The sequence below is a fragment of the Nocardia sp. NPDC058633 genome (genome assembly GCF_042717045.1).
In the GTDB taxonomy this organism is placed as follows: Bacteria; Actinomycetota; Actinomycetes; order Mycobacteriales; family Mycobacteriaceae; genus Nocardia.
The window spans coordinates 100,596-126,994 of the sequence record NZ_JBHXRA010000016.1 but is presented as its reverse complement, the minus strand read 5'-3'; the positions used below and the strand labels follow the sequence as shown (position 1 = coordinate 126,994).

Genomic DNA, 26,399 nt, shown 5'->3' with positions numbered 1-26,399 from the left:
GAGACCAGCGCCCTGTCATGCCATGCATGTAGCCTCTAAGCCGATGTCTGAGAAGATTTCGACCACCGCCGACGCTGCGTTCGCGCTCCCCACGCGCACCCGCACGCTCACCGGTTGGGGTCGCACCGCACCCACCTCCGCAGAAGTGCTCTCGACCGGCGATCCGGAACTGATCGCCAAGGCCGTGAGCATGGTCGCGCAGGACAACGATTCCAAGCCGGCGCATCTGCGACGCGGCGTGATCGCGCGTGGCCTCGGCCGCTCGTACGGCGACCACGCCCAGAACGCGGGCGGGCTCGTCATCGACATGCCCGCGCTCAACCGCATCCACCGCATCGACCGCGACTCCCGCATGGTCGAGGTGGACGGCGGCGTGAGCCTGGACCAGTTGATGAAGGCCGCGCTGCCGTTCGGCCTATGGGTTCCCGTGCTACCCGGTACTCGCCAGGTGACCATCGGCGGCGCCATCGCCTCCGATATCCACGGCAAGAACCACCACAGCGAGGGCAGCTTCGGCAACCACGTCCGCTCGATCGACCTGCTCACCGCCGACGGTTCGGTGCGCACGATCTCGCCGACCGCCGATGCCGAGCTGTTCTGGGCGACTGTCGGTGGCAACGGGCTGACCGGCATCATCCTGCGGGCCACCATCGAGATGGCGCCCACGGAGACCGCGTACTTCCTCAACGACGGTGTCAAGACCTCGACGCTGGACGAGACCATCGCGGCGCACAGCGACGGCAGCGAAGCGAACTACACCTACTCGAGCGCGTGGTTCGACGTGATCAGTCCGCTGCCCAAGCTCGGTCGCAGCACGATCACCCGGGGCCGCCTCGCCAAGCTCGATGAGCTGCCCAAGAAGCTGCAGAAGAAGCCGCTCGCGTTCGACGCGCCCCACTTGATGACGGTGCCGGACATCTTCCCGAACTTCACCATGAACAAGCTGACGCTGTCGGCCGTCGGTGAGGCGTACTACGCCATGGGCGGGAACTACACCGGCAAGGTGCAGAATCTGACGCAGTTCTACCACCCGCTCGACATGATCTCGGAGTGGAACCGGGGCTACGGCTCCAACGGCTTCCTGCAGTACCAGTTCGTGGTGCCGACCGAGGCCGTCGAGGAGTTCAAGCGGATCATCATCGACATTCAGGCTTCCGGGCACTACTCGGCGCTGAATGTGTTCAAGCTGTTCGGCCCGGGTAACCAGGCGCCGTTGAGCTTCCCGATGCCGGGCTGGAACATCTGCGTCGACTTCCCGATCAAAAAGGGCCTCAACGAGCTGGTCACCGATCTGGACCGGCGCGTGATGGAGTTCGGCGGACGGCTCTACACCGCGAAGGACTCGCGCACGTCCGCCGAGGCTTTCCACAAGATGTACCCGCGGATCGACGAGTGGATCAAGGTCCGCCGCAGCGTCGACCCGAATGGCGTGTTCATGTCCGATATGGCCAGGAGGCTGGAACTCCAGTGATCAACGCAGTTGGCAACCCGCAGACCATCCTGCTCTTCGGTGGCACCTCCGAGATCGGTCTCGCGATCTGCGCCGAGTACCTGAGCAAGAGCCCGGCCCGGATCATCCTGGCGAACCTGCCCGGCGATCCGCTGCTCGAGAACGCCGTCACCACGCTGAAGGCCGCCGGTGCGACCCAGGTCGACGTCATCGACTTCGACGCGCTCGACACCGACTCGCACCCGAAGGTCGTCGATTCGGCGTTCGCCGCGGGTGACGTCGATGTCGCGATCGTGGCGTTCGGTGTGCTCGGTGACGCCGAGGAGCTGTGGCAGAACCAGCGCAAGGCGGTCATGACCGTCGGCATCAACTACACCGCCGGTGTGTCGGTGGGCGTGCTGGTGGGCGACAAGTTCAAGGCTCAGGGCCACGGCCGGATCATCGTGATGTCGTCGGTGGCGGGCGAGCGCGTTCGCCGCTCCAACTTCGTCTACGGCTCCACCAAGGCCGGCCTCGACGGCTTCTACCTCGGCCTCGGCGAGGCGCTGCGCCCCCACGGTCCGCGCGTCACCGTCATCCGCCCGATGCAGGTGCGTACCTCGGCGACCAAGGCCCACTGGGAAGCCACCGGCTCCAAGGAAGCCCCGCTCACCGTCGACCCGGAAGACGTCGCTCGTCTCGCGGTCGCCGCCTCGGAGAAGGGCACCGAAATCGTGTGGGCCCCGAACGAGGCCCGCTTCCTGATGTCGGCCCTGCGCCACGTGCCGCGCCCGATCTTCCGCAAGCTCCCGATCTGATCGTCTGCGTGTCGGACTGCCGCATCATCCCCGGATGGTGCGGCAGTTCTGCGTCGCGGCTCCACTAGGCTGGCCCGGACCGTGGAGCACAGTGGAGCCGGAGGATTGCGCGCCGATGACGACCAATGACGAGGTGCGGGCGGTGCGCAGGATCTGGACCGGTGTCGGCGAGGGGGCTGCGGCCGCGGCGGTGGCGCTTGTTGTCGCCGTGGTGGGTCTGTTCGCGTTCTCGGCGGTGCAGTGGCCTGCGTTCAACTCCTCCAATGTGACTCGCGCGCTGACCACGGTGGGACAGGTCGCCGCGGTCGCGCTGCTGGTGGTGTCGGTGCTGTTGCTTCGGCTGCGCAAGTGGCCGGTGGTGGCGAAACTGCTCTCCTGGGTGGGGATTTCGAGTTTTGTGACGGTCACGCTCGGGATGCCGTTGGCCGCGACGAAGTTGTATCTGTTCGGTGTCTCGGTGGATCAGGAGTTCCGGACCGAGTATCTGACGCGGCTCACCGACAGTGCCGCGCTGCGCGATATGGCCTATGTGGATCTGCCGCCGTTCTATCCGGCGGGCTGGTTCTGGCTCGGCGGGCGCGTGGGCAACGTGCTCGGAATGGACGGCTGGGAAGTGTTCAAGCCGTACGCGATCGGGCTGCTCGCCGTCGCCGCCGCGGTGGCGTTGGTGTTGTGGATGCAGTTGGTGCGCGCCGATATGGCGGTGGGCGCGGCTGCCGCGGTGACGGCGATGACGTTGGCTTATGCCTCGCCGGAGGCGTACGGCGCGGTGCTCGTGGTGTTCGTACCGCCGGTGTTGGTGCTGGCGTGGGGTGCGTTGCATCGGCGGTCCGGTGGGTGGGGCGCGGCGCTCGGAACCGGGGTGTTCCTCGGGGTGGCGGCGTGTTTCTACACCTTGTACCTGGCGATCGCGGCGTTCACCGTGGTGATCATGGGGGTGGTGGCTGCCGGGCTCGCCGTCTACTCGCAGCGGGCAGCTCGACGGCGAGCGAGTCGGGTGGGCGGCGCGCGGGCTGGTTCAGCGGTCGCGTCCGCCACCACCTCGGCCGGAGCCACCTCGACGAGCGCGTCGCCCGCCTGGCGTGCCGCGATCGCGCCCCTGACCAAGCTGGCGGCAATGGGCGGTATCGCTATCGTGCTCGCCCTTGTCGTGTGGGCGCCGTATCTGCTGGAGATGCTGTCCGGTGCGAAGATGCCGTCCGGCAACGCGTTCCACTACCTGCCCGAATCCGGCGCCCAGCTGGCGTTCCCGATGTTCGAGCTCTCCCTGCGCGGAGCGCTCTGCATGCTCGGTGTGCTGTGGCTGGTGATTCGGGCCGGATCATCCAGGCGCGCACAGGCACTGGGCATCGGCGTCGTCTCGATCTACCTGTGGACGCTGCTCTCGATGGCGGCGACCGCGGCGGGCACGACCCTGCTGTCGTTCCGCCTCGAGCCGGTCCTGCTCGCATTGCTCGCCGCCGCGGGTGTTTTCGGTTTCGTCGAAGGCGCGACCGCCGTCTACCAGGCATTGAACGAGCCCGCCCCGATGCGCACCGCGGCCGCCGCGATCGCGGTACTCGGCGCCATGGCCTTCGCCCAGACCATCCCGACCGTGCTCACCCACGAAATCGACACCGCCTACACCGACACCGACGGCAACGGCGAACGAGCCGACCAGCGCAAACCCTCCGCCGTCTCCCACTACCGCGAGATCGACGCGGCCCTGCTGGCCCAAACCGGCCGCCCCCGAGACGAATCCGTCGTCCTCACCGCGGACACCACCTTCCTGGCGTTCTACCCCTACTGGGCCTTCCAGGCTCTCACCTCCCACTACGCGAACCCCTTGTCCGACTTCAAGGCCCGCGCCGCCGCCATCGCCGAGTGGAGCAAGCTCCCCGACTCCCCCGCCCTCGTAGAAGCCCTCGCGAAGTCTCCCTGGCGGGCCCCCGACGCGTTCCTGTTCCGCAACGACGGCGACAACTACACCCTCCGCCTGGCCGAAGACGTCTACCCCAACGACCCGAACGTCAAGCGCTACACCGTGTCGTTCCCCAAATCCCTCTTCACCGACCCTGCCTTCACCCCCACCGAGATCGGCCCCTTCACCCTGATCACAGTCCGCCGCTGATCCTCGCGACTGTGGCCGACGGGCCCGCTCGGACGAGCCCAGCTCACGCCGAGGCGCGGCCGAGATAGTGGAGGAGTTCGGTGGTCGGCGTGGTTGTCGGCGCTTCGACGACGGGGGCATAGGCACCCCATTGGCGCAGCGGTTCGATGATCTCGGCGGCGGTGCCCGAACCGGGGGCCGGGTGGATCGTGCGGGCGGCCGTCAAAAGGTGGGTCGAGAGGTCGTCGGTGAGGGGCGACGGCTGGCCGGTGGCGATCGCGATGTCCCAGGCGTGGACTGCCGCGTCGAGCGCGGCGAGGGTGGCCGCGACGGGGGTGGGCAGGTCGCCGTGGGGAAGGGGGGTCGCGACGGTGGCGGTGTCGATGGAGACGGTGGTCCAGGCCGCCGCGGTCTGGTCGACGGCTTCGCGGACCAATTCCACCGCGGAGCCGTCGATCTCCCCGGAGGGATCGAAGGGGTTGTAGGACGGGCCGGGGCCGACCCCGAGGGCGGCGGCATAGGCGAGCTGGTCGCCCGCGGCGTGCTGAACGACCTGCGTGACGGTCCAGTCCGAGCAGGGGGTGGGCAGGTTCCACTGGTCATCGGCGATACCGGCGACCACCTCGCTCAGTGCCCGGTAGGAGGTGGCGACCACGTCGCGCCAGACGTTTTCGAGGGCTGCGGTGCTGTTCATGATGGTGCCTTTCGTTTCGGTGACGACTCCAGCCTAGAAACCCATTAGGATTGTTTCTTTCCTAATTTTCTACGAGGTGAAAAATGGCTGCTACGACACCGCGCGTGCTGCGTTTGCTCGCCTTGCTGCAGGACCGCAGCTTCACCGGCCGCGAACTCGCCGACCGCCTCGAGATCACCGAACGCACCGTGCGCAACGACATTTCGCGCCTACGCGAACTCGGCTATCCCGTCCACGCGGAACGGGGCGCGATCGGCGGGTATCGCCTCGGCCGTGGCGCGACAATGCCGCCGCTCCTGCTCGACGACGAGGAGGCCGTCGCGGTCGCGCTGTCCATCGCCGTCGCCCACGACGGCTCGCTCGCGGTCTCCGACATCGGCGACCAGCTCACCAGAGCCCTGCGCAAGATCGAACAGATTCTCCCGAAACGGCTGCAGCGCAAAGTGTCCGCACTGCGCGACGCCACCGAGATCGGCCCCGCCACCACCGGCTCCCGCGAACCGGACGCGCCGGTCGCCACGGGCATCCTCACCACCCTCGCCGACGCGGTCCGCCGCACCACCACCGTCAGCATCGAAACACCCGACGGCACAACAGAACTCGAGCCCTACCGGCTGATCAACTGGCAACGCCGCTGGTACCTGGTCGCCTACGACATGAAAACTCATGACTGGACGGCACTTCCCGCCGCCGGGATCACCCGGGCCGAGACCGGCGCTCGCGCCTTCGCCCCGCGCACCCTCCCGGACGAGGACCTCGTCGCCTTCGTCATGCGCCACATCGCGTCCACCGGCTGGCGTGTGCACGCCCGCGTCATCGTCCTCGAATCCGCCGAGACTGTCATCGCCAGGATCAACCCGGCGGTCGGTGTGGTCGAGCCGATCGACGAACACCGTTGTGTGCTGCTCACCGGCGCCGACGCGATGGAGACGATCGCGATCTACCTGAGCATGTTGATGATGGATTTCCGCGTCGACGGCCCGCCGGAACTGGTCGAACACCTGCGCACCCTGGCCCGTCGCTATACCGAGTCGGTGGCCCCCTGATCGTGTGCATCCGTGCCGGAACCGGGTGTTCATCCCACCCGACGGCACTACACTGACGGGTGCGGCACGGTCGTCGCCGACGGATCGCACAACCCCTCGGCGGCCGGCGTTGGAATCAGATCCTGCACGTCACGGGTCCCGGCGACCCGCTACCGGAGGAGGACGTATGTCCGATCCGTTGCACACGAGGGTGTGTCTCACCGGCCTGAACTGTTCCTGCCCGAGCATCAGCGTGTTCCTGGTGCCCGAACCGCTGGTCCTCGGCGGGCAGATGATGCACCTACTCGAACAGGCGCCGGTCGCCGGGCGAATACCCCAGCCCACCCCCGACTCCGAGCTGATCGACCTGATCCAGGCCGTGCGCACGCCGCTGGACACCCGTGGGCTGGCTCGCGCACAGCAGGTCGCGTTCTCGGGGCCGCGGCACGATCCGCCGGTCGCGCGGGAGGTGCTGCACGACCATCTCATCGAAGAACCCGCACCGTGGGGGCTCGATGTGGACGATCCGGCCGAACTGATCCGGCTGGCGATGCTGCCCGAGCGTCGCATCGGGGTACGTCGCATCGACGATTTCCAGGCGCATTCGGTCCGTCAGGCGATGAATGCCGTCTACCGGTATTTCGAGATCGACCAGCGCATCCCGTTGGTCTATCACGGCTTCGCCGATCCACGCGACGGGTGGTTCGCACTGCGCGCCTCGGCGGCGTGATCGGGACATGTGTTGATGGACACCCGTTAGCCACTGGTGTGCGGGCACGCGATAGACCACAATATGTGCGGTCAGTGTCAACAAACCGCGCGGTCGGTGTCGCGGGGCGAGTACGCTGCGAAATGTTGGAAGTTCGGCCGACCGAAATCAGTTTTTGGTAGTGCTGATCGGTACGGATGCAGAGGTATAGCTATGACGCTCAGCCGACCGGAGCGGATCGATCTCCTGTTGACGCCGCAACGCCAGGGCCGTGAACCCCAACAGCGTGCGCAGCTCGACTCCCTCGCCGCGATCGAGCGGGTGGTCATCGACGCCACCATCGACCTGCTCGCACCCGGCCAGAAATTCGCCCTGCTGTGGTCACTGCAGGTCGGCGAGAACGCGGTCGCCGGGGTGCAGATCAAAGAGCGGGACGGAACGGTCACCAACCTGATGCCGCCCACCGAGGTGCTCGACTACCTCACCGACCACAAGCGCATGTCCTACAACCCGGATGTCGGCGCCTGGCTCAGTGCCGAGATCTTCATCGCGGGCCCCACGCGCTACAAGACCAACTACTCCACCACCGCCGTCGCGGACTGGATGCCGGAGATATCCGCCGACGATCTCACCGCCGAGTTCGCGGCCTTCCCGCGCCCCGACGCCGAGATCCCCGACTGGGCCCGATCCCAGCTCGACTGGGCCGCCCGCCGCACCGGCTGACACCTGCCCCGGCCGTGCGCGGTCGAGGAGCGCCGCGTCGGCGTTACCGAGGCATACTTCGTCTTCGCTCGGGCCTTGCTCAACCCACGAACACCGCGCGTGCGCCCATATCAGGGCGGCGCCGACCAGCGCACAGGTTCGATGGCTAGCATCAACCCCCGTGCGACCGGACCGATCTGAACGAGCGTTCACCCGATACCGCCTGATCGCCCTCGTCTGCGGGCTGCTCGGGTTCGTGCTTGCCCTGCTCGCGCCGCTGTTGCCGGTGCGCCAGGACCGCGCGAGCCTGGAGTGGCCGCAGGCGGGCGCGACCAGCGTCGAGGCACCGCTGGTGTCGTATGTTCCGCAGCGTCTCGACGCGCAGCTACCGTGCACGATGCTGAGTGGGTTGCCCGCTTCCGATGCGGAGAACCCGACCACCACCACGCTCTTGACGACGATTCCGGCTGCCTCCGGCAAGGCCGACCGCGGTCTGAGCGTCACCGTGCGCGACGGCGTGGTGGGGGTGCAGGCGCGCGATGTGCCGATGCTGTCGGCACCGATCGCCGAGATCGCCGGCTGTGCGCACATCAGCGTCGTCTCGACCATCGAGGCGACCACCGTCGAGTTCGTCGGAGCAGCGCGCCAGGACGGCACCCCGTTCCGCAACACCGTCACCGTCGACAAGCGCCCGCAGATCGTGGGCGTCTACACCGACCTCGACTCGGCCGCCCTCGCCGGCGCCCGGCTGCACGCCGACATCGACTCCCGCTTCACCTCCACGCCGACAACGCTGAAACTGGCGGCGATGATCGGCGCCGGGGTGTTCACCCTTCTCGCCCTGATCGCCCTGCACCTGCTCGACACCACCGACGGCCGCCGCGCCCGCCACTTCCTGCCCCGGCACTGGTGGCGGATCACCCCGACCGACATCGTGGTGGTCGTGACGCTGCTCGGCTGGCACGTGATCGGCGCCAACACCTCCGACGACGGCTACATCCTCAACATGGCCCGCGCGTCGGGCCCGTCGGGCTACATGGCCAATTACTACCGTTGGTTCGGCGTGCCGGAGGCGCCGTTCGGCTGGTCCTACGAACTGCTCGCCTGGATGACGAAGGTCTCCGACGCCAGCCCGTGGATGCGGTTGCCCGCGCTGGCCGCCGGACTGGTCTGCTGGGCGGTGATCAGCCGTGAAGTGCTGCCCCGCCTCGGCGCTCGTGTGCGCCGCGACAAGGTGGCGCTGTGGACGGCGGGCCTGGTGTTCCTGGCCTTCTGGCTCCCCTACGACAACGGCCTGCGCCCCGAACCGCTGATCGCGGCGGGCGCCCTGCTCACCTGGTGCCTGATCGAGCGCGCCATCGCCACCGCGCGACTGCTGCCCGCCGCCTTGGCGATCCTCGTCGCCGCGTTCTCGCTGGCGGCCGGCCCGACCGGCCTGATCTGCATCGCCGCACTGATCGCGGGCACCCGCCCGGTCATGCAGATCATCATCAAGCGAGCCCAGGGTCTGCGCCCGCGCCGGATCGCGGCGGACAGCGACGTCGACCCCGCGCACGACCGACCGACGACCGATGCGGGTAGCACCGTCACGCCGGACGGTACGGACAGCGCGAGGAGCACGGCTGATCCGAGCGGCTCAGGGAGACGACTGTCGCTGGGCACCAAGATCTTCCGGTACGCCGCGCTCCTTGCCCCCGGTGTCGCGGCGGGCACGCTGGTGCTGATCATCGTGTTCGCCGACCAGACGCTGGCCACCGTCATGGAAGCCACCCGCGTCCGCACGCTCGTCGGCCCGAACGTCGCCTGGTTCGACGAACGCACCCGCTGGGACTCGCTGTTCATGCTCTCCCCCGACGGCTCACTGGCCCGCCGTTTCGGCGTGCTGGTGATGCTGTTGTGCCTGCTCGTCTGCATCCTGCAGGTCCTGCGCAAGGGCCGCATCCCCGGCACCTCCCGCGGCCCCTCGGTGCGCATCCTCGGCATCGTCTTCGCCGCGCTGCTGCTGATGATGTGGACGCCGACCAAGTGGACCCACCACTTCGGTGTCTACGCGGGCCTGGCCGGCTCGCTGGCGGCCTTGGCCGCGGTGGCTGTGGGCACCAACGGGATTCGTGCTCCACGCAATCGATCGCTGTTCGCCGCGGCCGTCCTGTTCCTGCTCGCGATGACCTTCACCGGCTCCAACGGCTGGTGGTACGTGTCCAGTTACGGCGTGCCGTTCTGGGACAAGGCGCCGATGGTGGCGGGTAAGGGCGTCTCCACGCTGTTCCTCGGACTCAGCATCCTCGCCCTGATCGTCGCGCTGTATTTCCATTTGCGCGCCCCCTACCGGACGCCCTCGGACACGGGACGGTTCGACCGCTTCGCGACCATGCCGCTGACCATCGCGGCGGCATTGCTCGTGCTGTTCGAGGTGGCGTCGATGGCCAAGGGCGCCATCACCCAGTACCCCGCCTACTCCATCGCGAAGTCGAATATCAACGCACTACAGGGCGATACCTGCGGGATGGCCAACGATGTCCTGGTGGAATCGAATACCGCCGATTCGCTGCTCACCCCCTACACCGGCGCCCCCGCCGACGGGCTGGTCGCCGAATCCACCGGCTTCACCCCCAACGGCGTAGCCGAGGACCTCACCGCCGATGCCGACGAAACCGTGGTCGGCGGCGCCAACTCGGTCGACAACGACTCCGCCAACAAGACCACCGAGACCACCGGCGCGGGCACCGGCGGTGGCACCAGTGCCGAACCAGGTATCAACGGCAGCACCGTCGCCCTCCCGTTCGGCCTCGACCCCGCCCGCACCCCGGTCCTGGGCTCCTTCCAGGACGGCGTGCAGCAGCAGGCGAAGCTCACCTCTCAGTGGTATCGCGTCGACCTCGACGACAGCGTGCGCGACGATCCCGCCTATCAGGCCCTCGTGGTCACCGCGGCCGGGCGTATCCGCTATGTCGACACCGACGGGGTCGTGCACTACGGCCAGGATCTGCGTCTGGAATACGGCACCCGTGCCGCCGACGGCTCGGTCGAGGTGACGGGCTCGGTGGTGCCCATGGATATCGGTCCCTCGCCCTCGTGGCGCAATCTGCGCGTGCCGATCGATCAGCTGCCCGTCGGCGTGAACGCGGTCCGCCTGGTGGCCGCCGACAACGACATCACCGGCAAGCAGTGGCTCGCGGTCACGCCGCCGCGGCTGCCGAGACTGGAATCCCTCGACTCGGTGGTGGGGCGAGAAGACCCGGTTCTGCTCGACTGGCACGTCGGCCTCGCCTTCCCCTGCCAGCGGCCGTTCGAGCACCACGACGGCGTCGCCGAGGCTCCGCGCTGGCGAATCCTGCCCGACCGGGTCGGCTCCGACGCGTCCAACGCCTGGCAGGACGACATCGGCGGCGGCCCGCTCGGGTGGACGAACCTGCTGTTGAAGGCCGAGACTGTGCCCACCTATCTCGACCACGATCTCGGCCGCGACTGGGGCTCGCTGGAGCGGTTCACGCCGCATCAGCCCGCCCCGCCCGCGAAGATCGAGGTGACGGTGATCGATCAGTCGGGTCGGGCGAAGGAACCGGCAATTCGGGCACAGTGATGCGGGTGACAGACACAGGCAGCGTAAGGGCAGTGACCAGGCACTGGCGCATGTCTCTTACGAAAAACTCAGTGCCCGTTAGGGTTTCGATTGGATGAAGCACCTGTAAATGACAGCGTAAAGAACCTGTGCCTGCACGTTTGAGCACGTACGCTGGTGGGTATGACAGGAGCCTTCGATGACATGGATCTACGAGATCTCGTCGAGTTGCTCAGCAACGACGAGAAGCAAGAACTACGACCGGCCGTAATGCGGGTACTGGAAAGACTGCCTTCACAAGAGGTATTACGCCGCGACCTCACCCGTCGCATGCTCAACGTCTGACTCCTGTTCCCCATCCAACCGAAAAGGCGCGGACCACATACATGTGATCCGCGCCTTTCACCGTCCGGCCGAGGTCAGAACACCCGCAGCGGGCCCGGGCTCCACAACCCGTTACGCGGCGCGGTGCCGGTCTCGAGCTCGGCGGGCGTCGCCTCCATGTACTGGTCGTAGCGTTCCAGCGAACCCCAGTCGCGGGCCCAGTCGTCCTTCAGGTAGGTCGGGATGGTGACCCGGGCCGCCAGCATCTGCGTGAGACCCAACGGACCACCGAACTCCTGCGCCTGCCAGGTGTCGGTCGACGAGATCGCCAGCGGACGGTCCGGCAGGATCCGGTAGTTCGGCACCTCGGCCACGCCGTTCTTGTGCGCGAACGGACGCTGGCACGGGAACTGCAGGCCGACGGCCCAGTCCAGCAGCACCGGCTGGTCACGGCCGATGAACGTGTCCAGCGTCTGCAGCTCGGGCACCCGCGGCGGGGTGAACGCCAGCCACTGATCGCCGATCAGGATCGGGTCGTTTGCGATCACACGCACCGCGTTCGCCTCGGCAGGCAGGTCGGCCAGCGGCACGCGCAGATTGCGCCACGACGGGGCGGGACCGATATCGCGCGGCTGGTAGGCGCCGAGTGCGGTGACGCTGCCATCGGGGTTGCGGGTGCCGTATTCGACGAACAGCGCCTGCCCGTAGTTGTCGGCGCCGGAGTCGCTCTTGGAGGCGATGCGACCAGCGGCGCTGATCACCACCAACGGTGAGTCGTCCGAGCGGGCGGGCAGCCCGTACCAGGCCGATTCCAGGTTGGCCGGTCGCTGCATGCCCTCCTGGTAGGAGCCGAGAATCGGGATCTGCGCCGGGTCGAGCCCGAACGGCAGCGCCACGGTCGAACCGTTGATGCCGCGTGCGCCCTCGCCGCCGCCGGTGCCCGCGCTCTCGCCTTCGGCGAAGGCCGCGCCGACCGACTGGTTGCTGGTATTACCGGTGCCCGGTTTCACCTCCACCGCGTCGGCCGACAGATCGCCCGGCACGCCGTTGGGAGTGAACCCGACCGAGCCGGTGCCCGCGAGCGGGTTGCCGGGGTCGGTGAACGGACGGGCCGGGTCGACGATCGGGTCGAGCCTGCCGCCGTTCGGGTCGGATTCGACCAGCACGTCGTTGGCCAGGCCACACGAGTTGTTGCTCAGCGCGTCGATGTTGGAGCGGGCGAGCGAGTAGCCCGGGTACTGCTGTGTCGCACCCTTGACCAGCGAGAGCACTTCGAACAGCACCATCAGGCCGACCACGACGGTCAGCGGGATCGCGGCGAACTTGCGAATCCTGTTGCCTCGCTTGGTCTTCACCGACGGCACCGGCTTCACATAGTCCTCGCGCAGCGCGTACCAGCCGACCAGCGCCAAGGCCACGCCGAACAGGATCAGCATCACGGTGTTGGAGTTGATGCCGCTCACCGAGATGGTCCTGTCGAACCACGGCACGCCGTAACTGGACACATACCAGTAGCCGTTGATGCCCGAGAACGACAGCGCGAGCACGAACAGCAATCCGGCCAGGAAGATCGCCCGGTTCTTGCGCGAACGCAGCGCGCTCTGCGACACCGCCACCGCCGTCACCGCCGCGAGCCCACCCGCGATGCCCGCGTAGGCGCCGAAGTGGTGGGTCCACTTGGTGGGGTTGAACATCATGAAGAAGATCGTGCCGAACACGATCCCCATCAACCGCCAGGTCGGACCCGACGCGATGCCCGGCACCTGACGGCGACGCAGCAGCACCAACAGCGTGGTGAACAGGCACAGCAGCATCACCAGGAAGGCGAAGCGCCGCGCCAGCGAGCCGTCGACGGTCTCGACGAACATGTAGTAGTAGCGCAGGTAGTCCTCGTACCAGGCCAGGTTCGGACCGGTGGCCTGACGCACCCGGTTGGCTTCCTGGATGCCCGCGAAGGTCTGGTCGCCGTAGACGACCGTGAGCACGAGCAGGCCCGCCGACGCGATCGGGGCCAGAAGCGCGACCGTGCCGAACTGGCGGTGACGACGCACGATGATCCGCACCAGCGGACGGATACCGGCCAGCAGCGCGGCCACACACATCAGGCCCGTCGGCGCGGCGGCGAGAGTGAAGGCCGCGATCAGCACCGCGATACCCGCGGGCAGCAGTCGACCGGTGGCGATGGCGCGTTCGATGGAAACCCAGGTGAGCAGCGCGCCGAGGGCGACGATCGGCTCCGAGCGCAGGCCGTTGTCGAACGGCAGCCAGAACGCCAGGAACACCAGACCACCGGTCCACAGCGCCACCTGAGAGCGCTTCACCGCGTTGCCGAGGCGAGGCACCACTTCGCGGCTGATCACCATCCAGCACAGGATCGCGCAGATCAGCGCGGGTACGCGCACCCACGGGCTGGCCGTGGAGATCTCGGCGAACACCTGGATGACGTAGTAGTACCAACCGAACGGCGCCTCGGGGACGCCGTACCAGCGGAAGTAGTTGGCCGTGTAGCCCGCGTCGGGGGCCACGCGCACCATCGACAGGATGTAGCCGTCGTCGGAGGTGTTGGCGCCGACGAAATGCCAGACGAGCAGTGTGCCGATGACCGCACCGTCGGCCCATGTGGGCTTCAGCCAGTTGCGCGGCAGGAAGCGGCGGTGCCCGCGCCCGTCACTGCCGTCGAGGCGGGCGAGCGCGCCGAGCGCGAGCAGGGTGCACAGCACAGCCGCGATGATCGCGACCAGCTTGATCGGCGACGGGCTCGACGAGAAGCGGGTGTCGATCGTCGAGGTCAGCGACAGACCCTGCGGCACCGCACCCTCGAGATCGGTGAACACGCCGACGATCTGCGGCCGCAGGTCACCGGCGAGCTGTCCCTGTACGGGCACCTGCACGGTTTCCACCGCACCCGGCTGGCCGGCGACAGGCCGTTCGACCTGCTTGGTCAGTCCGACGAACTCCGCACTCGTACGGTTCTGATCGGAGCTGATCCGGATCGCCGAGCACCCGTCCATCGCCGACCGGTCCGCCGAGGCGACCACGGCATTGCGATCCACCACGTCGACCGCGGTATCGGAGACGCGCACGAACAACGCTTCCAGGGCAGCGCGATCACCCTGCGCGGGCGCGGTCGCCAGCAGCATGCCGCCCTGCTCGGGCAGCGTCGCCACCGCCGAGCACGGGATCGACGCGTTCAGGTCGATCGGCACCTGCGACATCAGCGGCGCCTGCACATTGGCGAGCGTGCCGTTCTGTGGCCAGTTCAGTTGCGCGGTCGTCTGCGTGACCGGCAGAAACGGCGTCGCCACCGCGAAAAGGGCACCGAGGATCCCGGCGACCATCGCGATCCATCGCGCGGTCCGGAAGTCCTTCGCGGATGCCACCGGTTCTGCGGGTGGCTTGGTGAGAACAGCTGTTGCGGCGTCTGGCACGGTTCGCCATGGTATCTGTCCGCCCCTGGTTGTGAGGGGTCGCTCGCCACAGGGTGCGCAGTCAGGTCATCTTGACGGCGGTCGGCGGGTGACCCGACACCGAGTCGTTCCAGCGTCATATCGATCGGCTATCACTCCGAGCACGGTCGCGACATCCACACGCATCTCGGGTCTGCACAGGAGTTTTTCAATGGTAGCAGTATGCAAAATACACACCGATTGGAATTGCGGCAATAACGTCGTACCACATGCCCTTCCCGCATTTTAAGGGCGAGAACGCAGGCCGGGGACTGAATCACCGAGATCCTTTCCGCAGTAATACTGGAACAACGATTCACACACAACAAACAATTGCGGTTGTAATCTTAAATACGACAGCTTCACTTCGAATGTCTGTCGGTTTCACCCTAGGAGTACGCAATGTTCGACAAAAAGGTATTCGCGCGTGCGGCCATGGCTTCCGTGAGTTGCGCGGCAGCTGCGGTCACCTTCGGAATCGGACCGGCGCAAGCCGCCGGATCCACCACCATCGCCCCCGCGGGGGCGAATGTGACGGCGACCAATTCGGGCACGGTGAAATTCGTGGCGGGCAGTGTGACCGTCACCTGCACCAGCTCCACCACCACCGGAGCGGTACCCGCCGCACCCGGCAACACCAACCCGAGCGGGCCGGTGTCGGTGTCGATCGGGGCGCCGTCCTTCTCCGGCTGCACCACCAGCATGTGGGGTGTCAGCGCCACCGTCACCACCAGCGGAAGCTGGGCGATCACCGGCCAGAACGGCACGCCCATCACCGGTAGCCTGGCGATTCCCACCGGCGGCATGGTGATCAAGACCAGCGGCTTCGCCTCGTGCACAGCCGTAGTCGCGCCCACCGCGCCCGCCTCGATCGCCGGCACGTGGACCAACGGGGCGCCCTCGACGGTCTCGCTGGCCAGCGCGTCGGCCCCGATCAAGGTGACCGGCGGGTTCGGGTGCCCGACCAGCTCCACCACGGGCTCGGTGACGGGCACCTACAAGGTGGCCAACACCACCACCCCCTCGGTGCCGATCACGGTCGGCCCCTGATTCCATCGGGGATATTCGGGTGACGGGTAACGCGACGAAGTCACTGCGAATTCGATGAAATCTCTGCGATAAAGGCCCGCGTGCGTAGCACTACGCACGCGGGCCCACACATTACGGACCGTACTCCGTCGGCGATACCGCGCGCTTATTCGAAGCGCGCGGATTTCGGCATGCCATGGGCGCGTTCACGCTGACCTTCGACATCGATCATGTTATTGCGAATGCCCACGGAAATCAGTCCGCACGGTTATCCGTTCAGGTTGTGCCCACCGCGAGTATCCAGCCCGGCTTCGCACAGAAGAAGATGAGGCGACGCGCCCGCCCGGACCCCCGCGCCCTTCCTGGCCTGCACCCTCCTTAGACTCGACTCCATGACCAAGGTGAATCTCGAAACCAACTACGGACCGATCGTGCTCGAGTTGGACGACCAGGCCGCGCCGAACACGGTCGCCAACTTCGTGAACTACGTGAACTCGGGCCACTACGCCGGCACCGTGTTCCACCGCGTCATCCCCGGTTTCATGGTGCAGGGCGGTGGCTTCGAGCCCGGCCTGAAGCAGAAGCCGACTCAGGCGCCGATCCAGAACGAGGCCACCAACGGCCTGAAGAACGACAAGTACACCGTCGCGATGGCCCGCACCAACGACCCCCACTCGGCCACCGCCCAGTTCTTCATCAACATCTCCGACAACGCCTTCCTCAACCACTCCGCCCCCCAGGGCCAGGGCTGGGGCTACGCCGTCTTCGGCAAGGTCACCGACGGCTTCGAGGTAGTCGACAAGATCGCCGCCGTCTCCACCGGCAGCGCGGGCCCCCACCAGGACGTCCCCGTCGACGACGTCATCATCGAATCCGCTTCTGTCGCCTGATTTTTTCACCGCGGGGAAGGGTCGCATCCGATGATGCCGACCCTTCCCCGCGCGACGCGTTCAGGGCTGCCGGCAGATTCCGTGGTTGCCGATCCGTCGCCAGATAAGAATGGGATCGCCCTCGCCGGTCTTGTCCAGGTGGAATGTCGCGCGCCCATCAGGAGCCGCGAAATTCCATGTCAGTGAATAGATTTCGGTGTTGTTCAGCCGGTGTATTCGCAGCCGCTTCGGCCAAGGCGGGCTGCCCGCGAACGCACCCTCATCGATCGCAGGCAGGAAGTGGTCCCTGACCGTCGACTGGAACAGACGCTGATGTTCGGCCGGCAAACGTCGGAAATCACTGCGAAATGCGTCGAGAACTCGGTATTTCACTTCGACGGAGTCTCGGGCTCAGCCGCCATCGCAGCCAGGTCAGCGAGAAATGACTCGGCATCGTCGAATGTGCGGTACCGGCCTGCCTCCAGGTCCGCCTCAGCTTCCCGCTCGGCCGCCTGATGACCTTCCGACCAGAACCACATCTCGTCCACGGGAACCGGCAAAGTGGGTCGCAGCTCGATGACACCGTCGCTGCGCTCGGCAATTTCCAGTTGAGCTCCCGGTTCATCGAGTCGGTACTTACGACGCAGTTCAGCGGGCAGCGCGACAGTGCCACGCCCTTGAATCGCCGCGTATCCGTGGTAGTTACCCATACCCCCATGCTCCGATCTGGCTGCAATGCTGTCAAGCAGCAATACTGCCAATGACGAAGCGTTTCAGCTGTGCGCTGATCAGCAGTGCCCGGAACTCGGGGCCGGAGGGAAGGTTCTGGCGTTCCGTCGTGGCTGCTCGTCGCCAGGTCAGTGGGACCCGCCATCGAACGTGCTGGGCGAGAGTGCCGTCACTCATCCGCGTCTGCGAGGCGATCGCGGTGACGGCTGTGGTCGCGGAAGTCCCTGGCCAGAGCGGGAACTCGTTAGTTGCCAGTGCGGGCGGGAGTGTGTAGCGTCACACGAACAAGAACGGCCGCCCGGCGAGCGCCAACTCACCGAACGGCCTGGGTACGAAACAGTCAGAGCCTGTTCGCACCGTGGGATGAAATCCTACATGCAACGGCTCGGCGTCTCTTGATGCCGGGCTTTCGTCGTTCCAGGGGTCTGTCCGTGCCCTGACGGCGGGCTACCTGTGTCGTGTCCTGGGCTCCGGCCGCTCCTGTCGGTCGTTATCGGAGAGCCCGACCGAGGGACAGACAACCCTGACACCCAGCCTCCTGCGAGCACCTTCGTCGTACGCCTCGCACGTACGCACCTGGTCGGTTCGGGAGTGCACACCTTCGACCGGGTCCAACATCGCCACACGCCGAAACAGGCGTGGGGCCGATTGTGTTGGCCGAGGACGCAAATCGGGGTTCGGTGCGGGGAAACGGGCAGGGATGGTTACGACACCGGCACCCTTGGGTGCTCCGAACGGGGCACTACAGCCGCACTGTGCTGACGCACGCTACCCAGAACATGTAGACGGTCATAGCGTCGCGTACTCCTTCGAGCTTCCCCATCGCGCGATCAGACTTGGTCCAGCTGGTTCGCCGACCGCACGAGGATGTCCGGAAGGAGCGCCATGACTGCCATCGCCCCCGCGTTGGATGCACGAGCAGATCACGGCAGCGGAGTACGACACCTGGTCCGAGGAGCAGTGTGCGGCATCGAGATCGTGGACGGGATGGTCGTTGTGAGCCCGAGTGCGTCCAAGCGGCACAACCGACTGGCTCGCATTCTGGCAAACGCCTTGGATGCGGCGGCCGGACCGGACTGGAACGCCGACACCGTTTTCGACGTACGGCTACAGGACGTTCCGCTCACCAATCGGCGACCCGATGTGGTCGTTTACCGCGCCGACACCATCGACCTCACCCCAACGCGCCCGGAACATGTGCTGCTGGTCGTAGAGGTTGTCTCACCCAGGTCGGAGACCACCGACCGGATTGTGAAGCTGGACCAGTACGCGAAAGCAGGAACCGCCTTCTATTGGCGAGTCGAGCAGGCCGCGACCGGCCTCCCCCTGATCTACACCTACATTCTCGACCCCGCGACCGGGTCATACCGGACGGGCGACATGTTCACGGGAGTGGTCGCGGCATCGGCCCCGTTCCCGCTGGAGATCGACCTCGGCAAGATCTGACCTCAGGACACCCAGGCCTTCAGCGGTTCGGTGTCGAGGGTGATTCCGACTGGGTCCGGGATGGGAACTTCGGCTCCGAAAGGCTGGATCAGGATTCGTTCGTATTCGCCGTCGACGGGGTTGCTGCGGACTACGACACAGCCCTTCTCGCGGTCGATCAGAAGGTAGATCGGGATGCCCGTTCGGGCATAAGCGCGGGGCTTTTCACAGCGGTCGCGACGGTCGGTGTCTTGATCGTGCGAGGTCACCTCGACCACCATCAGGACCGGGGCCGGGTCGGCCCACTCCGACTGGCCTGCGAAGACTCCAGTGGGCGCCAGGGTGCCGTCTGGGCGTGCTCGGCCGGTGCGGTAGGAGTCGATCTTCAATCCACGTTCGGGGAATAGCCATAGCTCCGGTCGAAGCACCAGCAGGACCCGCATCAACCACTCGAGCACGCAGTCATGGTCCCCGTCCGGCACCGCTTTGGCCCCCAACTTCCCCTCGACGTACTCCAGTCGAACACCCTCCGAGACGCGACCGGCGACCCGAGCGAGTTCTTCGAACTCCCCGGTCGTCATGAGCGGCTCAGGCGCTGCGGTCATGCCACAACGATACCCAGCGGCGATACAGTCCGAGAAGGATGCGCGAACGGGCCGCAGCGGAAGTGCTCCGTGGCGGCCCGTCCGGGGGTTCGATTTACAGCGGCAACACGTGGTGCTTGCGCGGGTTGCGTTGGATCTTCTTGTCCTGGAGCAACTTCAGGGCTCGGCGGAGTTCGAGGCGGGTGGTGGCCGGCTCGATGATGGCGTCGATGAAGCCGCGTTCGGCGGCTACCCATGGGGTGGCGACGTTCTCGTTGTAGAAGTTGATCAGGTTCTGGCGGATCGCGGCGCGCTGGTCTTCGGGGGCGGCGGCGATCTGGGCGGCGCCCAGGAGGCTGACGGCGCCTTCCGCTCCCATGACCGCGATGCGGGCGGTGGGCCAGGCGAGGTTGATGTCGGCGCCGAGCTGCTTGGAGCCCATCACCGCGTAGCCGCCACCGTAGGACTTGCGGACCACCAGGGTGATCTTGGGGACCGAGGCCTCGACGTAGGAGAACAGGAAGCGGCCGCCGCGCTTGATGACGCCGACCTTCTCCTGTTCGACGCCGGGGAGGAAGCCGGGGGTGTCGACGACGAAGACCAGCGGGATCTCGAAGGCGTCGCACAGGCGGACGAAATGCGAGGCCTTGTCGGAAGCGCGGGCGTCGAGCGCGCCGGCCGCCGACATCGGCTGGTTGGCGACGACACCGACGGTGCGGCCGTCGATGCGGGCGTAACCGGTGATGATGTTCTGGCCGGTGTCGGCGCTGATCTCCTTGAACTCACCGTCGTCGAAGATGCGCAGCAGGATGTCGTACATGTCGTAGCCGGCGTTGTCGGAGTCGGGCATGAACGTGTTGAGCTCGCGGTCGGAGTCGGTGATCTCCGGCTCGAGACCGGGGTTCACCACCGGCGGCAGTTCCTGGCAGCTGCTCGGCATGTAACCCAGGTACTCGCGCACCCAGGTGAAGGCCGCCTCCTCGTCCTTGGCGACGTGGTGGATGTTGCCGTACTGCGCCTGCGTGCGCGCACCGCCGAGCTCCTCGAGGCTCACGTCCTCGCCGGTGACCTCTTTGATGATCTTCGGGCCGGTGACGAACATGTGCGCCGACTCGGTCGCGACCACCACATCGGTGCAGATCGGCTCGTACACCGCGCCACCGGCGCAGTTGCCGAGAATCACCGACACCAACGGAACCATGCCCGACAGCGGCTCGAGATTGGTCGCCATCCAGGCGTACCAGGCCAGCGAGCTGATCGCTTCCTGCACGCGCGCGCCACCGGAATCATTGATGCCGACCAGCGGGATGCCGACCTTGGCGGCGTACTGCATCAAGCCGCACAGCTTGCGACCGAACGCCTCACCGACCGAACCGCCGTAGACGGTCTGATCGTGGGAGAACACCGCGACGGGGCGGCCCTCGACCTTGCCGTGGCCGATGACGACACCGTCACCGTAGAGAGCGGTGGGGTCGCCGGGCTTGCGCACCAGCGCGCCGATCTCGACGAAGGTGCCGGGATCGAGCAGCTGGTTGATCCGGTCGCGGGCACTGGGAATGCCCTTGTGCGCCCGCTTCGCGATGCCTTTCTCGCCCGCGGGCTCTTTGGCGAGCTCGAGCCGCTCGTGCAGATCGGCAAGCTTTTCGGCGGTCGTGCTCACTTACTTATTCTCCCTTTGCGGAAATCGCGGCCAGCTTGGCGGCGAGGTCTGCACCGATCTGGCCGATCCGCGGTTCGTCGACAATCTGTAGGTGGTCGCCCGGAATGTGGACGACCTCCAGGTTGGGAATGAACTCGTCCCAGCCGCCGTTCGGCTTGCGATCGGCGAAGCGCGGCTCGAGCTGGATCATGCCGTCGTGGTAACGATCAGCCAGGTAGAGCACCGCGTCGCCGTCGTACCGGGTCGGCTTCGCCTTCGCGAGATGGCGGCTCTCGATCCATGAGGTGCGCTGGTGTTCGAGCACACCACCGGGGATTTTCGCGCCGGTCAGCTTCACCAGACTGGCGACGATGTCGTACTGCTCCTCGTCGTTGGCCTGGGCGAGTTCCTGCAACTGCTCGTCGGGCAATTCGCCCTCGACGCCGTAGGTGGTCTTGGCGAACTGCTGGTAGCGCTGAATGCGGCGCACCCGCTCCTCGGGGCTGTTGTCTTCGCCCTTGACCGGAAGCGCGAGGTCGATCAGGCCGACGACACGCACATCAGCGCCTTCTTCGCGAAGGAGCTGAGCGACCTGCAGCGACAGCACCGCGCCGAGCGACCAGCCGTACAGCACGTACGGGCCGTTGCCCTGGAGCTTGCGCAGCTCGGGCAGGTACTGGCGAGCGCGTTCCTCGATATCGCCCTCGACCCGCTCGAATCCGTACATCGGGGTGTCCGCGGCGAGACGCTTCAGCAGCGGCTCGTACACGAGGGTGTTGCCGCCCGACGGATGGAACACGAAGACCGGGATGGCGTCCGAGCCCTCGACGCGGGCACGCAGCGGACGCACGAAGCCGTCGACGTCGGCGCCGCTGTCCTGCAGATTGCGCACGATCTCGGCGAGCTGTTCGATCGACTCGCAGTCGAGCACGTCGTCGACAGTGACTTCTGCCTTGACCCGCTCGGTGAGGCGGGCCGCCATCTTCTCGGCGACCTCTTCCTCGAGGATCGGCAGGGTGTTGTAGACGCCGCCGGGCGAGGTGCCGGTGACGACGGCCCAGGTGGCGTAGGCGAGACGCTCGGCAGCGTCACGTGGCGGAACGTTGTCCTCGTCCGCGCTCGCATCGGCGAAGTAGTCGATATCGGCGACCGCCGACTCAGCGGACGCCTGCTCCGACACCGATTCGCCAGCAGCGGCATCGACTGATCCGGTCGCCGCAGCAGCAAAATCAGCGGCGGCAGCATCCGACACCGATTCGGCCTCGGCAGCATCCGACGGCAGCTCGGCACCGGCCTTCTTCGCCACCGCCAACGGATCCTCACCCGCGGCGATCGCGGCCCGAGCGGCCTCGACGAAGTTGGCGTCGACACCCAGCTCGACATCTTCACCGGCGGCCTTGGCAGCGGCCTGCTTCTCCGCCATCGCCGCGACCTCGTCACGATGCTCGATCGCGTAGCGCAGTACCTTCGACACCTCGTGGAGGCTGGCGTCGCGCACCGCGGAGATCTGCAACTGCGGGATGTCGAATTCGTATTCGACGCGGTTCTTGATGCGCATCGCCATCAGCGAGTCGAGGCCGAGTTCCATCAGCGGGATCTCCATCGGGAGGTCCTCGACGGCGTAGCCCATGGATTCGGCGACGATGACGCACAGCCGCTGCTCGATGGTCTCGCCGCTGTCGGGACTCCAGCGGTCGCCGGTGGCGATGGCGATCTCGGCGGCGGTCGGCGCGGCTTCGGCAGCAGCCGGAACCGCCACGGCGGCAACCGGTTCGGGGAGCGCGGCACCGGAGGTGACGACCGCGTCGAACAGCAGGGTGAACCCGACCGCGGACTTGGCGTGCACCTGCACCGACGCACCACCGAGGTGCGGGGTCAACGTGGTGGTCAGCGTGCCCGTGGTGGGCAGCACGGCGTGGGGATGGGAAACCGAGACCGCGACATCGGAAAGAACCTGTGCGGCAGCGGCTTTCACCAGCGCGGCCAGGTCGCTCACCGAGGACGCTTGGATCTCCCAGGCATGACGGCCGTCGGGCATGGCGACGTGCGCGCCGGGCACCCGAGTGCTACCACCACCGGAGGACATCGAGACCTTGGGCCAGTACGGCTTGCGCACGAACGCGGTTCGCGGCACGTCGGCGTAATCACCTTCGGGCACCAGCGAACTCAGGTTCACGGGGTGGCCGTGCACGTAGAGCTGGGCGAGCGCGCCGATCACACCGGCGGACTCGTCTTCCTTGCGCTTGAGCGTCGGGATGAGCTGCGCGTCGTGCACGCCCGCCGCGAAGGTGGTGCCCAGAACCTGCATCAGCGCGACGGAATTGGGCGCCAGCTCCAGGAACGTGGTGTGCCCGGAGTCGACGGCGGCCTTGATCGCGTTGGTGAACCACACGCTGTGGCGCATGTTCTTCACCCAGTAGGGCTCGTCGTGGATCGGCTCGGAACCGGGCTTGAAGAACAGGCCCTCGTGCACCGTGGAGTACAGGCCGGTCTTCAGCGAGGTCGGCTCGATGCCCGCCAGTTCGGCGGCGAGCTCGCCCAGCAGCGGGTCCATCTGGGAGGTGTGGCCCGCGCCGCGAGTGGGGAGGATGCGGGCGAACTTGCCCATCGCCTCGACCTCGGCGACGATCTGCTCCACCTGCTCACGCGGCCCACCGATGACGGTGTTGGTCGGCGCGGCGTACACCGCGCACTCCACGTCGGGATACTTCGGCAGCAGCTGCGCCACATCGTGGGCGCTGAGTTCGACCAGTGCCATGTTGCGCACCTCGTCGTCGGTGAGCATCTGCTCGCCCTCGCCCATCAGCCGCGATCGGGCGCAGATCACGCGCACCGCGTCTTCGATCGACAGGCCACCGGCGATGTAGGAGCCGGCCACCTCACCCATCGAATGACCCACCACCGCAGCGGGTTCCGCGCCGTGGGCACGCAGCACCGCGGCCAGGCCCAGCTGGATGGTGAAGATGCCGACCTGGCAGGTGCCGACGTCGTAGTCCTGCTCGTCGTCGAGGATCATCTCGCGGATCGAGTAACCGGCCTCGTCCTGCACCAGCTCGTCGACCTCGTCGACGGTCGTGCGGAAGACCGAGTTCTCGCCGTAGAGCTGCTTGGCCATCTTGCGGTGCTGGGAACCGAAACCGGCGAACACCCAGACCGGACCGTTGGACGCGGGCGAATCGGCGGTGAACACCCCGGCGCCGGGCTTGCCCTCGGCGATGGCGCGCAGACCGGTGACGGCCTCCTCGTGCGTCTTCGCCAGCACCACACCGCGCGAACGCTGGTGGCTGCGCTTGGCCAACGAACGGGCGACGTCGACCAGCGGCACGTCCTTGCCCGCACCTTCGAGCCAGTCGGCCAGCTCGGCGGCGGCGCGCTTGCGACGCGAGGGCAGGTAGGCCGAGACGGCCAGGATCACGGGCAGCGGCTCGTCGCGCTCGCCGTCCCATTCGACGACCGGCTCCACCGGCTCGACGGCGGCCTCGGTGATCGCGATGGCCTCGGCGACCACATCGGTGGTCTCCTCGCCCTCGATCTCCTCGGCGGCGACCTGCGCGGGGGTCACGTCCTCGACGACCGGGGCCGTGGGCACGTACTCCTGCAGCACCACGTGCGCGTTGGTGCCGCCGAAACCGAAGCCGGAGATGCCGACGGTCGCGACGCCGCTGTAGCGCGGGTACTCGGTGGCCTCGTCGACGACCTTGAGGTTGGCCTGCTCGAACGGGATGTACGGGCTCGGGCCCGCGTAGTTGATGTTCGGCGGAATCACGTTGTGCTGGAACGACATCAGCACCTTCGCGAGACTCGCCGCACCCGCGCCGGATTCGAGGTGGCCGAAGTTGGTCTTGGCCGAACCGAGCAGGGCCGGCTTGTCGGCATCGCGGCCACGGCCGATCACACGGGCCAGCGCCTCGGCTTCGATCGGGTCACCGATCGGGGTGCCGGTGCCGTGCGCCTCGATGTAGTCGACGGTGTTGGGGACGATGCCCGCGTCGCGGTAGGCGGCGCGCAGGACGTCGGCCTGTGCGTCGGGGTTGGGCGCGAACAGGCCGTTGGAGCGGCCGTCGGAATTCACCGCGGAACCCTTGATGACGCCCATGATGTTGTCGCCGTCGCGCTCGGCGTCGGCCAGGCGCTTGAGCACGAGCATGCCCGCGCCCTCGGAGCGAACCATGCCGTCGGCATCGGAGGAGAACGCCTTGATGTGCCCGTCCTTGGCGACGGCGCCGTTCTGGTCGAAACCGAGGGTGATGACCGGGGCCAGGATCATGTTCACACCACCGGCGAGCGCCACCTCGGCCTCACCGGTGCGCAGCGCGCGCACAGCCTGGTGCACGGCGACGATGGTGGACGAGCAGGCGGTGTCGACGGTGACCGACGGGCCACGGAAGTCGTAGAAGTAGGAGACGCGATTGGCAATGATGCCGGTCGAGCCGCCGAGCAGCGCGTATCCCCGAGACGAGGCGGGCGCGTCGGGATCGGTGTCGCCGAGACCGAGCGAGGCGATCATCTGGAAATCGTTGGTGGACGAGCCGACGAACACGCCGACCTGCCCACCCTTGAGGTCGCTCGCCGGGATGCGGGCGTGCTCGAGCGCCTCCCAGGTGAGCTCCATCATAAGCCGCTGCTGCGGGTCGACCTGCTCGACCTCGATCGGAGACATCGCGAAGAATTCGGCGTCGAAACCCTTGATGACGTCCTGGTCCAGATAGCCGCCGAGCGTGTTGGCCTGGTCGATGGTCTTGGCCACGGACGGATCGGTCAGGAACTCCGACCAGCGACCTTCGGGCAGCTCACGAATCGCGTCACCGCGCCCGATGATGAACTCCCAGGTCGACTCGGGAGTGGTACCCGCACCCGGCAGACGGGTGGACAGACCGACCACCGCGATGTCGTGCGCCTCGGAAGGCGCGTACGCGGCGGTGTACTCCGAGGAATCCTCGGCGGGCGGCTCCGGCTCACCGTGCACGATGACCTCGGCCAACGAGGCGATCGTCGGGTGCTGGTAGACCACCGTCGGCGTCAGCACCACACCGGTCAGGTCCTCGATGTCACCACCGAGGGCGAGGGCATCGCGCGAGGCGAGCCCGAACTCCTCCATCGGCCGGTCGACGGTGATCGCGTCGACGGACTGTCCGGTCGCGTCGGCGACCCAGCGTCGCAGCCATTCACGCAGCTCCGCCACCGAGAGATCGTTCGTCTCGGCGGGGAGGTCGGGGTTCGGGTTGGGCGTGCCCTCGTTGTTAGCCATCAATTCCTCAAGCTACCTGTCTGCGTACAGGGCGCGCCGTGGAATGACGCCCGGCCTGCGTGGCACACCGGGCGTCAC

The 26,399-nt window shown here is 67.0% G+C and carries 18 protein-coding genes; 11 read left to right on the top strand and 7 right to left on the bottom strand.

Annotated features, from left to right (window positions below):
* Window positions 1–55: 55 nt before the first annotated feature.
* The 3 genes from ACFWUR_RS21830 to ACFWUR_RS21820 all read left to right on the top strand — a co-directional run bounded on the left by ACFWUR_RS21830 (window position 56) and on the right by ACFWUR_RS21820 (window position 4,357).
* Window positions 56–1,471: an FAD-binding protein gene (locus ACFWUR_RS21830; protein ID WP_378909245.1), complete on the top strand. Its 1,416-nt coding sequence runs from the start codon at window positions 56–58 to the stop codon at window positions 1,469–1,471.
* Window positions 1,468–2,247, top strand: coding sequence for a decaprenylphospho-beta-D-erythro-pentofuranosid-2-ulose 2-reductase (locus ACFWUR_RS21825; protein WP_378909155.1), 780 nt, complete (start codon window positions 1,468–1,470; stop codon window positions 2,245–2,247). The genes ACFWUR_RS21830 and ACFWUR_RS21825 overlap by 4 nt, the downstream gene beginning before the upstream one ends.
* A 115-nt stretch (window positions 2,248–2,362) precedes the next feature.
* Window positions 2,363–4,357 carry an arabinofuranosyltransferase gene (locus ACFWUR_RS21820; RefSeq protein WP_378909153.1) on the top strand — a complete coding sequence of 665 codons (1,995 nt, stop codon included), beginning with the start codon at window positions 2,363–2,365 and terminating at the stop codon, window positions 4,355–4,357.
* A 43-nt stretch (window positions 4,358–4,400) separates the two neighbouring features.
* On the opposite strand, the gene ACFWUR_RS21815 is transcribed toward ACFWUR_RS21820, so the two are convergent.
* Window positions 4,401–5,030 carry a TIGR03086 family metal-binding protein gene (locus tag ACFWUR_RS21815; protein WP_378909152.1) on the bottom strand — a complete coding sequence of 210 codons (630 nt, stop codon included), beginning with the start codon at window positions 5,028–5,030 and terminating at the stop codon, window positions 4,401–4,403.
* An 83-nt stretch (window positions 5,031–5,113) separates the two neighbouring features.
* Here ACFWUR_RS21815 and ACFWUR_RS21810 point away from each other — a divergent pair, with 83 nt between their 5' ends.
* The 5 genes from ACFWUR_RS21810 (at window position 5,114) to ACFWUR_RS21790 (ending at window position 11,373) form a co-directional block, all read left to right on the top strand.
* Window positions 5,114–6,076 (top strand): helix-turn-helix transcriptional regulator, encoded by a 963-nt coding sequence (locus tag ACFWUR_RS21810; RefSeq protein ID WP_378909151.1) that lies wholly within the window; start codon window positions 5,114–5,116, stop codon window positions 6,074–6,076.
* Between the two features lie 166 nt (window positions 6,077–6,242).
* Complete coding sequence (locus tag ACFWUR_RS21805; RefSeq protein WP_378909150.1) at window positions 6,243–6,785, top strand: hypothetical protein; 543 nt, start codon at window positions 6,243–6,245, stop codon at window positions 6,783–6,785.
* 192 nt (window positions 6,786–6,977) lie between these two features.
* Window positions 6,978–7,487 (top strand): hypothetical protein, encoded by a 510-nt coding sequence (locus ACFWUR_RS21800; RefSeq protein ID WP_378909148.1) that lies wholly within the window; start codon window positions 6,978–6,980, stop codon window positions 7,485–7,487.
* Between the two features lie 160 nt (window positions 7,488–7,647).
* Complete coding sequence (locus ACFWUR_RS21795) at window positions 7,648–11,049, top strand: arabinosyltransferase domain-containing protein (RefSeq protein WP_378909147.1); 3,402 nt, start codon at window positions 7,648–7,650, stop codon at window positions 11,047–11,049.
* A gap of 183 nt (window positions 11,050–11,232) precedes the next feature.
* Window positions 11,233–11,373: a hypothetical protein gene (locus ACFWUR_RS21790; protein WP_378909145.1), complete on the top strand. Its 141-nt coding sequence runs from the start codon at window positions 11,233–11,235 to the stop codon at window positions 11,371–11,373.
* Between the two features lie 74 nt (window positions 11,374–11,447).
* On the opposite strand, the gene ACFWUR_RS21785 is transcribed toward ACFWUR_RS21790, so the two are convergent.
* Window positions 11,448–14,780 carry an arabinosyltransferase domain-containing protein gene (locus ACFWUR_RS21785; protein WP_378909144.1) on the bottom strand — a complete coding sequence of 1,111 codons (3,333 nt, stop codon included), beginning with the start codon at window positions 14,778–14,780 and terminating at the stop codon, window positions 11,448–11,450.
* A 420-nt stretch (window positions 14,781–15,200) separates the two neighbouring features.
* On the opposite strand from ACFWUR_RS21785, the gene ACFWUR_RS21780 reads away from it, so the two are divergent.
* Entirely contained in the window at window positions 15,201–15,848 is a 648-nt protein-coding gene (locus ACFWUR_RS21780) for a hypothetical protein (protein ID WP_378909142.1), read from the top strand.
* A 371-nt stretch (window positions 15,849–16,219) separates the two neighbouring features.
* Window positions 16,220–16,717: a peptidylprolyl isomerase gene (locus tag ACFWUR_RS21775; RefSeq protein WP_378909141.1), complete on the top strand. Its 498-nt coding sequence runs from the start codon at window positions 16,220–16,222 to the stop codon at window positions 16,715–16,717.
* A gap of 60 nt (window positions 16,718–16,777) precedes the next feature.
* Here ACFWUR_RS21775 and ACFWUR_RS21770 read toward each other — a convergent pair whose 3' ends face one another.
* The gene (locus ACFWUR_RS21770) at window positions 16,778–17,089 is read right to left on the bottom strand and encodes a hypothetical protein (RefSeq protein WP_378909140.1); all 312 of its coding nucleotides are present in this window, start codon (window positions 17,087–17,089) and stop codon (window positions 16,778–16,780) included.
* Window positions 17,086–17,457: an AbrB family transcriptional regulator gene (locus ACFWUR_RS21765; protein ID WP_378909139.1), complete on the bottom strand. Its 372-nt coding sequence runs from the start codon at window positions 17,455–17,457 to the stop codon at window positions 17,086–17,088. Before ACFWUR_RS21765 ends, ACFWUR_RS21770 begins: the two co-directional genes overlap by 4 nt.
* 853 nt (window positions 17,458–18,310) lie before the next feature.
* On the opposite strand from ACFWUR_RS21765, the gene ACFWUR_RS21760 reads away from it, so the two are divergent.
* Complete coding sequence (locus ACFWUR_RS21760; RefSeq protein ID WP_378909138.1) at window positions 18,311–18,871, top strand: Uma2 family endonuclease; 561 nt, start codon at window positions 18,311–18,313, stop codon at window positions 18,869–18,871.
* Window positions 18,872–18,873: 2 nt separating this feature from the next.
* Here the strand turns inward: ACFWUR_RS21760 and ACFWUR_RS21755 are convergent, their stop codons facing one another.
* The 3 genes from ACFWUR_RS21755 to pks13 form a co-directional block, all read right to left on the bottom strand.
* Entirely contained in the window at window positions 18,874–19,455 is a 582-nt protein-coding gene (locus tag ACFWUR_RS21755) for a Uma2 family endonuclease (RefSeq protein ID WP_378909137.1), read from the bottom strand.
* Window positions 19,456–19,549: 94 nt separating this feature from the next.
* Window positions 19,550–21,094: an acyl-CoA carboxylase subunit beta gene (locus ACFWUR_RS21750; protein WP_378909136.1), complete on the bottom strand. Its 1,545-nt coding sequence runs from the start codon at window positions 21,092–21,094 to the stop codon at window positions 19,550–19,552.
* Window positions 21,095–21,098: 4 nt separating this feature from the next.
* Window positions 21,099–26,321, bottom strand: coding sequence for a polyketide synthase Pks13 (gene pks13, locus ACFWUR_RS21745; RefSeq protein ID WP_378909135.1), 5,223 nt, complete (start codon window positions 26,319–26,321; stop codon window positions 21,099–21,101).
* Between the last annotated feature and the right edge of the window lie 78 nt (window positions 26,322–26,399).